The organism is Methanoculleus methanifontis, from assembly GCF_030464365.1.
Taxonomy (GTDB): domain Archaea; phylum Halobacteriota; class Methanomicrobia; order Methanomicrobiales; family Methanoculleaceae; genus Methanoculleus; species Methanoculleus methanifontis.
This window is the reverse complement of record NZ_VCYI01000007.1, coordinates 94,071-106,549: the sequence shown is the minus strand read 5'-3', so window position 1 is coordinate 106,549 and position 12,479 is coordinate 94,071. Positions and strand designations below refer to the sequence as shown.

At 62.7% G+C, this 12,479-nt stretch carries 13 protein-coding genes; 7 read left to right on the top strand and 6 right to left on the bottom strand.

The annotated features are described in order from the left end of the window. The first annotated feature begins 90 nt into the window (after nt 1–90). The gene (locus tag FGW20_RS06905; protein WP_301677352.1) at nt 91–933 is read left to right on the top strand and encodes a PKD domain-containing protein; all 843 of its coding nucleotides are present in this window, start codon (nt 91–93) and stop codon (nt 931–933) included. A gap of 96 nt (nt 934–1,029) precedes the next feature. After that, entirely contained in the window at nt 1,030–1,383 is a 354-nt protein-coding gene (locus FGW20_RS06900; RefSeq protein WP_301677351.1) for a type II toxin-antitoxin system PemK/MazF family toxin, read from the top strand. 634 nt (nt 1,384–2,017) lie between these two features. On the opposite strand, the gene FGW20_RS06895 is transcribed toward FGW20_RS06900, so the two are convergent. Beyond that, nucleotides 2,018–3,766 carry a PAS domain-containing protein gene (locus FGW20_RS06895; protein WP_301677350.1) on the bottom strand — a complete coding sequence of 583 codons (1,749 nt, stop codon included), beginning with the start codon at nt 3,764–3,766 and terminating at the stop codon, nt 2,018–2,020. Nucleotides 3,767–4,007: 241 nt separating this feature from the next. Here FGW20_RS06895 and FGW20_RS06890 point away from each other — a divergent pair, with 241 nt between their 5' ends. Next, entirely contained in the window at nt 4,008–4,595 is a 588-nt protein-coding gene (locus FGW20_RS06890; RefSeq protein WP_301677349.1) for a nitroreductase family protein, read from the top strand. Between the two features lie 339 nt (nt 4,596–4,934). On the opposite strand, the gene FGW20_RS06885 is transcribed toward FGW20_RS06890, so the two are convergent. Next, nucleotides 4,935–5,990 carry a S1C family serine protease gene (locus FGW20_RS06885; protein ID WP_301677348.1) on the bottom strand — a complete coding sequence of 352 codons (1,056 nt, stop codon included), beginning with the start codon at nt 5,988–5,990 and terminating at the stop codon, nt 4,935–4,937. Nucleotides 5,991–6,141: 151 nt separating this feature from the next. Here FGW20_RS06885 and FGW20_RS06880 point away from each other — a divergent pair, with 151 nt between their 5' ends. Next, nucleotides 6,142–6,840 carry an alpha/beta hydrolase family protein gene (locus FGW20_RS06880; protein ID WP_301677347.1) on the top strand — a complete coding sequence of 233 codons (699 nt, stop codon included), beginning with the start codon at nt 6,142–6,144 and terminating at the stop codon, nt 6,838–6,840. 15 nt (nt 6,841–6,855) lie between these two features. On the opposite strand, the gene FGW20_RS06875 is transcribed toward FGW20_RS06880, so the two are convergent. Together FGW20_RS06875 and FGW20_RS06870 are read right to left on the bottom strand one after the other, a co-directional pair. Further along, nucleotides 6,856–7,530 (bottom strand): glycerophosphodiester phosphodiesterase, encoded by a 675-nt coding sequence (locus FGW20_RS06875; RefSeq protein ID WP_301677346.1) that lies wholly within the window; start codon nt 7,528–7,530, stop codon nt 6,856–6,858. A gap of 171 nt (nt 7,531–7,701) precedes the next feature. Beyond that, nucleotides 7,702–7,950 carry a DUF2795 domain-containing protein gene (locus FGW20_RS06870; protein ID WP_301677345.1) on the bottom strand — a complete coding sequence of 83 codons (249 nt, stop codon included), beginning with the start codon at nt 7,948–7,950 and terminating at the stop codon, nt 7,702–7,704. A gap of 315 nt (nt 7,951–8,265) precedes the next feature. On the opposite strand from FGW20_RS06870, the gene FGW20_RS06865 reads away from it, so the two are divergent. Both FGW20_RS06865 and FGW20_RS06860 read left to right on the top strand, forming a co-directional pair. Beyond that, on the top strand, nt 8,266–9,066 hold the full coding sequence (locus FGW20_RS06865; protein ID WP_301677344.1) for an ABC transporter substrate-binding protein: 801 nt from the start codon (nt 8,266–8,268) through the stop codon (nt 9,064–9,066). A gap of 42 nt (nt 9,067–9,108) precedes the next feature. Next, a complete protein-coding gene (locus FGW20_RS06860) occupies nt 9,109–10,254 on the top strand; it encodes a DMT family transporter (RefSeq protein ID WP_367617927.1) in 1,146 nt (381 codons plus the stop codon). A gap of 18 nt (nt 10,255–10,272) precedes the next feature. On the opposite strand, the gene FGW20_RS06855 is transcribed toward FGW20_RS06860, so the two are convergent. Together FGW20_RS06855 and FGW20_RS06850 are read right to left on the bottom strand one after the other, a co-directional pair. Next, nucleotides 10,273–11,307 (bottom strand): 6-phosphofructokinase, encoded by a 1,035-nt coding sequence (locus FGW20_RS06855; protein WP_301677343.1) that lies wholly within the window; start codon nt 11,305–11,307, stop codon nt 10,273–10,275. 4 nt (nt 11,308–11,311) lie between these two features. Next, nucleotides 11,312–12,232: a beta/alpha barrel domain-containing protein gene (locus FGW20_RS06850; protein ID WP_301677342.1), complete on the bottom strand. Its 921-nt coding sequence runs from the start codon at nt 12,230–12,232 to the stop codon at nt 11,312–11,314. Between FGW20_RS06850 and FGW20_RS06845 the strand changes: the two genes are divergently transcribed. Further along, the gene (locus tag FGW20_RS06845; protein WP_301677341.1) at nt 12,226–12,378 is read left to right on the top strand and encodes a hypothetical protein; all 153 of its coding nucleotides are present in this window, start codon (nt 12,226–12,228) and stop codon (nt 12,376–12,378) included. The genes FGW20_RS06850 and FGW20_RS06845 overlap by 7 nt on opposite strands. Nucleotides 12,379–12,479 lie beyond the last annotated feature (101 nt).

Below are 12,479 nucleotides of genomic sequence, written 5' to 3'. Positions count from 1 at the left end.
TGTGCCACCGTCCAGCTAATCGATTGAACCAGGAAGCTCAATGTGGTCAAATAGGGGAGCAGGGCCAGTATCTACCGGAGGTAACCAATCATGAAACGAGATACTGCAATCCATGTATTCTCCCTCTTCATCGCCCTTGCCGTGGTGGTTCCTGCCGCGCAGGCCGCCCTCACGGTCGATGCAGGGGGCGACCGCACCGCGCTCGCCGGGGAGCCGGTCACCATCCTCGCGACCTGCAACGACACGGACATCTTCGACGCGGTGAACCTCTCAGCCGCCGTCGACTGGGGCACAGGGAGAACCGAGGCGGAGATCGTGCCGGACGACGAGCAGAACGGCACCGTCCGGGCAACCCACACCTACCTCGATACGGGCACCTACACGGTCGCGGTGGAGGTCAAGAACAACGCTACGGGCGTCGTCGCCCGCGACACCCTGAACGTGACCGTCGCCCCGCAGACAGCGGAGGTGAAGGTCGCCCCAAGAGTCCTGAACCAGAAGAGCAACGGGGTCATGACCGTCTTTATCAGCATCGCGGACTGGCTCGGGTTTACCGGAACCGACAGCGCGAACACGACGGTATCGGACCCCTCGGAGTTCGCGATCGGGAACGCAACGCCGGAGAAGGTCAACTTCTGCATGAAGGACGGCGGCACGCTCATCCTGAAGTATCGGCAGCAGGACCTCGACCTCGCCGCCGGTGACGGCAACCTGACGGTGACCGGCGGCGCCGTGACGGATAACGGTTCCATCCCGGTCGCCGGTACCGGGGCCGTCTCCGTGATCAACCCGGGCAACGGGAAGGAGGCGAAGTTCGACAACGGTGACGGGCATGCCCGGACCGCGATGGTGAAGGAGAAGGTGAAGAATCCGAAGGAGTTACGCGAAGGGCAGCAGAAATCCAACGGAAAAGCAAACGGAAGGGCGCCATAACGGCGCACCGGGGGCGGGAACGCTCCCCTTTTCCTCCTGTTACTATAAAGGCCCGGATCAATTCTCTTATCGGTTTTGACGTAAACCTGTATGCACATGGGACGGTACGCCAGCGGCGACGTCGTTTTAGCCCCCGTGCGTCTCGGGGGAGGGGGCAAACGGAAGGTGCGCCCGGTGGTGGTTGTTTCTGCAGGAGAGAGCGGGAGCCTGCTGATCTGCCCGGTCTCAAGCAGCCCGTCCACCGACGGAATCTCAGTTCCCCTCTCGCTCGACGACTTCGCCCGGGGCGGCCTCGACCTCTTCGCTGAGAGTTTCGCCCTGACCACGTACGCAGCCACCATCCGGACGGCGGACGTCGTCGGAAAGAAAGGCACGCTCCTGCCGGAGACGCTCGCCGCCGTCCGGGAGGCCATGCCGGGGGTGTACGACAGGAGAGGGCGGCGGTGGTGATGAACAGGTGTTCCCAGGAATGCCGTTCTGTTCATGTGCGCTTCCGGACACGGATTTTCACCCTGAACGCACTTGATGCGAGTTGCGACTGTCGGAACGTGCTACGATTCGTTACGTGATGATTCGCAGAACAGGAGCTTGAGAACTGGAAGGGTTCCGAGGCAGGAGTTCGAGAAGGCTGAAAGCCTTCATTATGCGACAAACAAAGCGAGTGGAGCGAGGAAATATCCCGATGCAGTGGACCGTGAGAGTATCGCCGTGGGGGGAATGACTGTCCGAAGGACAGGAGTTTGAGCACCGAAGGTGCGAATTGGGGACAGGGGAGGGGGGCTTGCCCCCCTCCCCTGAAACCCCTCCCCCAATGGCGACATCCACTTGAAATCCGTGCATGGGACTTGAGATGCCCCAAACCGCGACCTATTTTACGTAGCATTCCGTCAACTCACGCGAAGCCGGGAAGAACGACTTTCCCGCAGGAAAAGGAGTTCGAGCACTGTCAAGGTGCTAAGGAGGGCGAAACAATTCCACGGACTTCGCGCACTTCGCGTGAGATGGCGATCTGCACCGGAACACACATGAACGGTGAAATGCCCATTACAATCCTATAAAACAACCATGAGGCCGCAACAACCCTTCAGAGTTCGTACCGCTTCAAGAACTCCCGGATTTTCCGTGACTCCATCCATTCCCGGTCGAGTTCCCCAATCTGCTCATTGATCCGCCGAACCTGATCCCGGAGTTTCTCCGCGACCACCTCGTCCTCGAGGAGATCCGCGACCCCCATGATCACCTGGAGCGGGTGGCGGACGTGGTCGGCAAGGACGGCGAACTGAGCGATATTCCGTTCGGTCATATCGAACGCCTGCTCCCGGAGCCGTTCGTGCAGGATCCGTTCGGAGATGTCCCTGCCGACGACCTGGAACCCCACGATCGCTTTCTTCTCGACGATCGGCGACTCGTTCAGTTCCAGTATGGCGGTCTCCCCGTTCTTCCGCCTGACCTCGATCTGGAGCCCTTCGACCTGCTCGCCCCGGAGCACTCTCCGCCGCCCCTCTTTCCAGACCAGAAGGCTCGTCGGGAGGATGTAGTCCTCCCAATCAGTTCCCACCATCTCTTCTGGAGCGTACCCGAGTATCCGCTCCATCGCCGGCGAGATGTAGTTCAGTCCGCCGTCCCGGTACGACGTGACGATGAGGTCGAAACTCCGCTGAGCAATCCCCCGGAACTTCTCCTCGCTCTTTTCAAGCGCCGCTTCCACCCGCATCCGTTCAATGATCCGGCCGAGACGCTTCGTGATGGAGTCGAGCAGCATCTGCTCTTCCGGCAGGAACGGCCCTTCGCCGCCCTCCGGAAACTCCGCGAGGTAGCGCACCTCGACCTCACCGACCCGAGTGCCGTGGACGACGATCGGGCTCTCCTGTTTCCAGGGAGAATCTGCCGGATCCCCCTGATAGTAATCCCAGCCGTCAACGGTGATCCGCACCCCGGTATAGTTCGGGTACTGCCACCCCATAGGGAGGGTATCGGCAACCGCCTGCAGGAGTCTATCGAGCGTCACCTCGGGCGTTTCGACGAGGTGCGCGATGGTGTACAGACATTGGAGTTCGTCCATCCGTTTCTTCAGTTCGTGCGTCTTCTCCCGGAGCACCTCCTCCACCCGGTTCCGCTCGGTCACATCGAAAGCCGTCCCGGCAATACCAACAATCTTTCCTTGTGCATCCCGAAGCGGCTTGAGCGTCAGGTCGCGGACACGCCGCTCACCTGCGATGGTGAACGTCACCGCAGCCCGGATGGTCTCTCCTGTCTCAAGAACCCGCCGTTTGAGCGCGGCAAGATGTTTGGCGTCCTCGGGAAAGGCATCCTCTTCGCGCATGCCAATGATGGACGTATCCGTGGACCCCAGTTGCTGGTTGTACGACCAGATGTAACGGAGTTCTTCATCCTGCACAAAGACGACCACCGGGGACTGGTCGAGCGCGGCCATGAAATGATGCGCATTCAGATCCGCGGTTGTGTCCCGGATCTTGATAAGCCGCTGCCCGGTCACGGAGAAAGCCTGTTTACTCGATATCGAGAGCCAGCGCCGGGTGCCGTCGGGGATTCGGGCACGGCAGAGGAGAGGAGACATATCCGCGCCATTCTCAAGGACATTACGGAGCAGCCGCACGGAATCGTCGTCCTCGATGATCGGCAGGATGTATGCGTCGAGAAGAGAACTCATCTCCATCCCAATGGCGTCCGTCTGCCGGATGCCGAGGGTCCGTGCGAGAGCCGGGTTGTACCATCTGACCTTCCGGTCATCGCCTGTCACAAGAAGCCCGTCTTCGAGAGCGTTGAGCACCGCGCGATCAAAGGGTGCCCGATCCTGATGCGAGTCCGTCATTACCCACCGACGCCGAAATACAGTCGCTGTAGTGGTTGTGCCCCGGGAACATTAAAAAGATTACCATCCGACCACCTGGTGAAAATCGGGTTTTTCTCAGCCCCACAGGCGATTTAGCGGCACCTCCTGGGATTTAGGAAAGCAGGCATGAGGTTCTGAGAGAGAAGCCCGCAGGCGGGGAGATCCATGAGGGCCGCCTCGCCAAGGTATAAATACCCCCGGCGGGCCATAGCCGGAGTCCATGATGACGGATACCGAGTCCATCGAGATCTTCTCCGTGATCCGGGAACGCCGGAGTATCAGGAACTACACCAACCGGGATGTCCCGGACGAGGCCCTGAGAGCGATCATCGCTGCGGGCATCCAGGCCCCGACCGCCCTCGGGCTTCAGCCCTGGCAGTTCGTGATCGTGAAGGATCGGGACCTGATGCAGCGGGTATCCGACTACTGTAAGCCGATCCTCGTGGAGAAGATCGGAGAGGAGGCTCGATCGGGGACGGAGGAGTTTCTCGCGGCGCTCAAGAATCCCGGGTTCAACATCTTCTACAACGCCCCGGTGCTGGTCCTGATCCTCGGCGCACGGGAAGCTGTCTCGAGCATCCTCGACTGCACGCTCTGCGCGGAGAACATGATGCTTGCCGCCTGGGCGCTCGGGATCGGCAGTTGCTGGATTGGTTCGGCGGCTCTCGTCCAGCAGAACCCCGACCTCCTTGCAGCGCTGAAGGTTCCGGACGACCACCAGATCGTGGCGCCGCTGATCTTCGGGTATCCCGGTCCCCTGTCACCGAAAGCGGTGCGCCGGGAGCCCCGGATAACGTGGGTTTCCTGACCGGGACCGGTAGTGACCGCGAAGGGAAGCAGTTATCGCGGACTTCGCACCTCGAAGCCTAACGGCTTCTCAAACTCCTGCCGCCCACGATGCTCGCACCAGTCAAACTCATGAATCGTTGCGATTCTCGCCTATAGTGCTCATGCGAGACTTTGAATTGCGTTCCAGACGCGGATTTCAAGGGGATATCGCCCTGGGGAAGGGGGGCTCGCGCCCCGGAATGTCGCTCTTCGCGTCCTTCGCGGCTTCGCGTGAGATAACGTACAAAGAGAAGGACAGGTCCTCACGCGAAGAACGCGAAGCCGCGAAGACCAGTTCGGTTGTGAGTTCCGCCTCTGTTTAGCCGGCGGCGGTGCACGCGACCGCTTCCGCCGGGACGATCGGGAGCGTAATCCGCCGCTCGTTCCGGACAATCGTCAGGGTTGCCGGTTCCGCGATAGGCCAGACGGTAAGGAACCGGTGCAGGTCGTCGATGCAGGTCACGCAGGTATCGTTGATCGCCACGATCAGGTCCCCCGGCCTGAGCCCGGCCCTCCCGGCGGGGCTGGCCCTGTTCACCGAGACGACCTCGACCGCCTGGTTCGCGGCGAGGCCGAGCGGCAGAGCAAGGTGCTGCGGGAGCGGCTGCGACTGGCCGGCGATACCGAGGTAGCCGCGCCGCACCCTCCCGTCGGCGACCAGCTGCGGGAGAACCCACGAGGCGGTGTTCGAAGGGATCGAGAAACAGATGCCCTGCGCCATCGGGATGATGGCCGTGTTGATCCCGATGACCCGGCCGCGGGAGTCCACCAGCGGGCCGCCGGAGTTGCCGGGGTTCAAGGGAGCGGTGTGCTGGATGATGTTCTCGATCAGGCGGCCGTCCCGGCTCCGGAACGCCCTCCCAAGAGCACTCAGGACTCCTGTCGAGACGGTCGAGTCGAAGCCGAGCGGGTTGCCGATGGCTATCGCAAGCTGGCCGACCGCGACCTTCCCGGAGTCGCCGAACGATGCGTAAGGGAGATCCCTGGTACCGGCGCGGAGCACGGCGAGGTCGGTCGCCGGGTCGGCGCCGATCAGGCGTGCGGGATGAGAGGTTCCATCCGCCGTCCGGATCTCGATCCTCCCTGCCCCCTGCACCACGTGATTGTTGGTCAGGATGTAGCCTTCCGGCGACACAGCCACGCCCGAGCCCGCTCCCACCTGCTCGCCGCGCCACCCGGGGGAGTTCTTCCCCACGACCACGCTCACGACCGCGGGGCCCACGGACTCGACGACCCGGACGACGGCGCGAGAGTAGGCATCGAGGAGATCGGCATCCGAATCCCCGGAATCGGGGGTTGTAGCGTACCTTTCTTGAACGGATTTCTGAGAAGAATCTCCGGTATGCTGGAAGAGTCTGTGCCCAATTTTATCCATCGTGTATTATATTTTGTAATTAATAGTAATGTACTTTCCGCACGGGTCTACGAAGCAACGTTGTTCCGACTACGCCGGATTGCTTGCTACCCGGGCGCGCGGAGACCTCCCTGCCGTAAAAGACAAATAGGGCCGATCTCTATTGCCCTCCATGCTCGGAACGGCTGCAATCGAAGTAGAGGGTGCGAGAGTCGACGTGCGCCCAACGGATGTCAGGCGAACGCCGCAGGCCAGTGAGGTCTACGACATCGTGGAGATCACGACCGACCGGGGGACGACCGTCTGCCGCTACTACGAAGCGCAGGGAGCCCGGACCGGCGTCGTCATGGTAGGCGGAACCGGCGGCGGGTTCGATACCCCGGCACGGGGACTCTACCCGCGGCTGGCACAGGATCTCCCGAACCACCGAATCAGCGCTCTCCGGGTGCAGTACCGGCACCCGGCCGACCTCGTGGAATCAGTCTTCGACACGGTTCTTGGGCTGCGCTATCTCGAGAGCCAGGGCGTCGCGGCCGCCGGGGTGGTCGGGCACTCACTCGGGGGAGCGGTGACGATCCAGGCGGCGGCGAACGTCCCGGCGGTCAGGACCGTCGTCACCATCGCCACCCAGGCCACCGGAACCGAACCGGTCGCCGCCCTCGGTGGCCGTGCGGCGATCCTCCTGGTGCACGGGGACGCGGATCCGGTTCTCTCCCATACCGCCTCGGAGGAGGTCTACCGGCGTGCCGGCGAACCCCGACGGCTGGTCATCTACGAAGGAGCGGGGCACACCCTCGACGAGACAGCCGAGAGCCTCTACGTCGAGGTGAAGGCGTGGCTCCTCAAGCACCTCCCGGGGACGCTTGTCTGACCGGGCGTTCCCCGGTCAATCTCTCAAGTATTGCCGGGAAACGCAGGGATCGTCGCTTGAAAACCCGTCGATGCCGAGCCGGAGCGCTTCACGGATATCGTCCTCGGTGTTTAAGAGCCAGGGGACGACAAGCAGCCCGGCTGCGTGCGCCTCCTCCACCAGTTCGTGCGAGACCCGATCCCACCTCGGGAGAATGAGATCGGCCTGCACCGAGCGGGCGAGCCCGACGGGATCGCCGGTCTCCTCCGAGTAGATGAAGCCCGCCTGCGCCCCGGGGAGGAGCCTCTTTGCCGTGGCAACACTCTCGGAGTGAAACGAGACCAAAAAGAGTCGTTCCGGCATTCGATCCATGAGCGCCGAGACGATGATCGCTTCCGTCCCGGGCTCCTTGATCTCCACGACAAGCCCCGTAACGTTGCGGACGAGGTCGAGAACCTCCCCTAGCGTCGGAATTCTCTCGCCCTCGCCGGCGTCCAGTCCGGCCAGGTCTTCGACGGTATGCCCCTTGACCGGCCCGGTTCCGTTCGTCGTCCGGTCAACGGTTGCATCGTGGATCGCGACCGGGATGCCGTCCCGCGTGAGACGCAGGTCGACCTCGACGAGATCGGCGCACGCCATACCCTTTCGCAGAGCCAGCAGGGTGTTCTCCGGCCCGAGACCCCTCGCCCCGCGGTGTCCGATGATGAGCATGCCACGGCATACGCCCGGGGATTTGATATAGGTTGGCGGTCACGGCCCAGGGTGCCTGGTGGCAGAACCGGCCCACCAACAGTTTAAGAGGTGTTCTAAGCCGGATTCTGGGGGTTTCGTGCACACTCGGCGGCAGACCCCCCCTTCGACATGGGCCGCTGAAAAAAAAGGTTATCTCTGCCGGATCCTCTTAAGTTCGGATCGGATCTCGTCCATGCTGTTATACTGACGTTCCTGAAATAGGTTCACCGTTTCGAGGACAGCCTGCGACGCTCCGCTATCCTGCGCCCGGGTAATAAGATCCCTCTTTGATGCAGGGAAGTTGATCCGGGACATGATCATCTCGATCTCCCGCGGATCGATCTCCTGCAGGGGCCCGGCAACTTTTGACATCCCGCTCGTGGCGGACTCTTTTCTCATGCTCCTCACCACCTGATCTCCGGCTCCTCACAGGGAGTCGACCGTGGGCAGGGTACGGTACTATAAACACCTATCGTCACCGCAGCAGCGATGTGCGAGATGTTCTGAACGAACAAGCCGGCGTGACTCTTGCGGCAATTCCCAGTAGACCATGTGTGATGAGGACACACCCGGCGTAATCCGGAAACAACCTGCGGCAGAATAAACAGGATATCCCCATCAAGCAAGTTTCCTGGACAGACTCTCGGCTAAACAGGCTCTTCGGCAGGGCCAAATCAAAAGGTTAATTTTACTCATCTAACTAAATTCTTCCTTATGAAAACGCATGGCATTCTCACACTGCTTGCATGTATCGTCGCAGTGCTCGCAGTCGCAGGTGCAGGGTGCACCGGAACGACCGAACAGACCGGAGAGGCGGGGTTGAAAGACTCCTACATCGTCGGCATCGACGATGCGTATCCTCCCTACAGTTACGTCGATAAGGACGGCAACGCCCAGGGATTCGATGTCGATTCCATGAAGTGGATCGCCGAGCAGAAGGGCATCGAAGTGACGTTCCTGCCGGTGGAATGGAGCGGCATCATCCCCGCGCTCCAGGCAGGGAAGATCGACATGGTCTACGCAGGGATGTCGATCACCCCGCCGCGGCAGGAAGCGGTCAACTTCAGCAACCCCTACTGGACCGTCAACCAGGACGTCGTGACGCGCGAGGATGCGGACGTGACGCTTGAGGACGTCCTTGCCGGGGAGGTGATCATCGGGGCGCAGCAGGGATGCACCGCCGCAACCTGGATCGAGGATAACCTGATCGAGAACGGGACGATGCCCGCTGAGAACCTGAAGACCTACGCCAACACGCAGCTTGCCGTCAACGATCTTGAGGCAGGCAGGGTCGACGCAGTCATGTACGACGACGTCTCCATCCAGGACATCATCAAGGGCAAGCCGGTCAAGACCATCGGCTCCGTCGAGACCATGGAGGAGTTCGGCGTCGCCATCAGAAAGGACGACACCGCGCTCCTCGAGTTCATGAACGAGGCGATCGCGGAACTCCAGGCCGATCCCTACTGGGAAGAACTCAAAGAGAAGCACAACCTCACTGAGAGCACAACCTGAAGTAACCGGGGACGATTCGTCCCTCCTTTTTCACGACATTCAATCATCCCGGAGGCAACTCTCCTGTACCCGCGTAAACCCGCCGCCGTAGAGAATGGATCCACCCTGACGCAGTACCGGACACCCGTCCTCTGCGCGCTGGCGACGGCGATTCTGATCGGCGGGAGCGCCCCGTTCACGAAACTCCTCCTCGCCGATATCAGGCCGCTCGTTCTCGCCGCACTCGTCTCGCTCGGGAGCGGTTGCGGCGCACTGCTCTTCTCCCTCACCAGAACAGCGACGGGCACCCGTCGGAGTCACATCGAGGCGCCGCCCGGCAGGAGCGAGATCCCCTGGCTCATCGGCGTGACGCTCTTTGGAGGGATTCTCGCACCGGTCACCCTGGTATACAGCCTCCCGGGAACGCCTGCGGCGACGGCGGCCCTCCTCCTGAACTTCGAGGCCGTTGCGACGACGCTGATTGCCGCGACCATCTTTGGGGAGTGGGTGAGCCACCGCGTCTGGGTTGCGCTCGGGTGCATCACCGCATCGTGCCTCCTCCTCACCTGGAACCCGGCCGCCGGACTCGGCCTCTCCCTTCCGGCTCTCGGCATCCTGCTCACCTGCCTCTTCTGGGCGGTCGACAACAACCTGGGGCAACGGCTCTCGGCAAAGGACCCTCTCCTCGTCATCGTCATAAAGGGGATCGGGGCCGGCACCGCCACGCTCCTCGTCGCGGTTGCCGCCGGGGAGCACCTCCCGGCCCCGACCGCTGTTGTTGCCGCCATGATCGTCGGGTTCCTCTGCTACGGAGGACTGACGAGCATCCTCTTCCTCCTCGCCCTCCGGGGCATCGGCGCAGCCCGGGCGGGTTCACTCCTTGCCGTCTCCCCGTTCTTCGGTGTCCTCTTCTCGCTCCTGCTCTTCGCCGAACTCCCGGCGGGCGCTTTTTACGTCGCGTTACCCGTCATGGCGCTCGGAGCCTGGCTGATGGTCTCCGAGAAGCACTCCCATCCTCACCGGCACCCGGCAACCGTCCACGAGCACCGCCACCGCCACGACGACCTCCACCACGACCATGACCACGAGGCCGGTGACCCGCCGCTCTCAGCGGCCGGGGAACACTCCCACGTTCACGCCCATGCCGAACTCGCACACGAGCACCCGCACCAGCCCGACATCCACCACCGGCACCTGCACCGCCGGTAGGGAGGTCAGGGGTGCCGCTTACCCTCCGTAGAAGATGCTCGCGATCTTGTAGAGGTCCATATCCACCGTCTTGAGGTTCGCCACCGCCTCCTCGATCGGGACCGCGACGATATCGTTCCCCCGGAGCGCGACCATCTTCCCAAAGTCCTTCTCCTTGATGAGGTCCGCCGCCGCCACCCCGAACCGGGTCGCGAGCACCCGGTCGTGCGCCGTCGGCGACCCGCCGCGCTGGATGTGCCCGAGCACCGTCACCCGCACCTCCATGTCGAGCCTCTTCTCGAGTTCGTCGCGCAGGTAGTTCCCGACACCGCCGAGGGTCACGTGGCCGAACTCATCCGTCCGGGCGGACTGCGCGATCGCCTCCGCCATCCCCTTCGGCTGGGCGCCTTCAGCGACCACGACGATGCTGAACTTCTTTCCCCGCTCGTAGCGCAGCCGGAGGTGGTGGGTGACCACGTCGAGATCGAACGGGATCTCCGGGATGAGAATCTCATCGGCCCCGCCCGCGATCCCGGCCACGGTCGCGATCCACCCGGCGTGGCGCCCCATCACCTCCACGACCATGACCCGGTGGTGCGACTCCGCCGTCGTGTGGAGGCGGTCAATCGCCTCGGTGACGATGGCGACGGCGGTATCGAATCCGAAGGTGTAGTCAGTCGCGCCGACGTCGTTATCGATGGTTTTCGGGACACCCACGACCGGGATGCCCATCTTCGAGAGTTTGTTCGCGACGCCGAGGGTATCCTCGCCGCCGATCGCGACGATCGCGTCGATCCCGAACTTCCTGATGTTGTCGCGCAACCGCTGGACGTCGGCCTCGTTCTTGAAGGGGTTCGTCCGCGACGTCCCGAGGATCGTTCCGCCCTTCGGGAGGATCCCGGTCACCGAGTAATCGGTGAGGGGCTCGACGTTCCCGGCGACCAGCCCGTGCCATCCGTCCCGGATCCCGACCGCGTCGAACCCGTGCTTCGCCCCTGTCCGTACGACCGCCCGGATCACCGCGTTCAGGCCCGGGCAGTCTCCTCCTCCCGTCAGTATGGCGACCGTCGTCATGCCCTCACTTACCTCCCCCGTAGATCCTGACCGCCTCCTCGACACCCGCATCGTCGAGGGTGATCGCCGATATCGCGTTACAGAACCGGACGGCCTCGTCGAACGGACGCTGGTGGATGTTTCTGCCAGTCGCGTTCCCGACCGTGCCGCCGACGTGGATCTGGTCGTGGAGCTGCTGCAGGAACTCCGGCGCGTCGGCATGCGACCCGCCCGCACAGACGACGCCCGTCCTGCCGCCGGCCGCCACCGCCTCCCGGAGCAGCGCGGCGTCGATCGTGCCGCCCGCCTTCGGGGGATTCACCTTCACGAAATCACTCCCGAGGGTCGCCGCGACCCCGGCCGCGCCCGCGACCAGGTGAGGATCGCGCTCGTCCTTGACCGCCTTGCCCCGGGGGTACATCCAGAGCACGGTGGTGAGCCCGTTTGCGTGCGCGTTGCTGACGATCTGCGCCGCCTGGAAGAGCATCATCGGTTCGTACTCGCTCCCGAGGTAGATCGTGTAGCCGACGCCGAGGATTGCAAGCCCCGTGCGGTCGCGGAGGTCGACGACCTGCCGGACGAGATGGAGTTCCGAGCTGAGCGGATCGCGCTGTGCGGTTTTGATCAGGTGGGTCTTGGAGTTGAGCTTGACGAGGTAGGGCACGTCCCGGTAATCCTCGCCGTAGCGGGCGATCATCCCGAGTTGCGTCGCAAAGACCCCGATCCTCGCCCGACTCGCGATCCGAAAGAGGTGTTCTGGATCGGCGTCGTCGGAGTGGATGCCTTCGCCATAGAAATCGTCGTTGAGGTGCTCGACCTTCTGGTCTCCGGCAAAGAGCATCAACCTCCCGGTACCGTGCGTGATTTTCCGGTAGTTCTCCCGGTACCTCTCCTGTTCCTCGGAGGGCACATCGAGAGGAACCCTGATATCGGGTGCAGATGGCATACCCCTCCTTCCCCCTCGCCCACATACTTAAGTGTTGCTGGAGCCCCTGGAGCGTGGCGTGGAGAGCGTTTGCAGCGGATACGGTCGAACCCGCCTCCGGGGATAAAAACATCCCGCTGTGGCGAACGACCGTCCTGCTCAACTGAGGCAGATTTGGCAACGTTTATTTTGCTCTCCGTCAGATTCATGCGTAGAGTACCCGGCGTCGTTCTTCCCGTCGGAGAGACTGCAATGATTCAGGGATAGC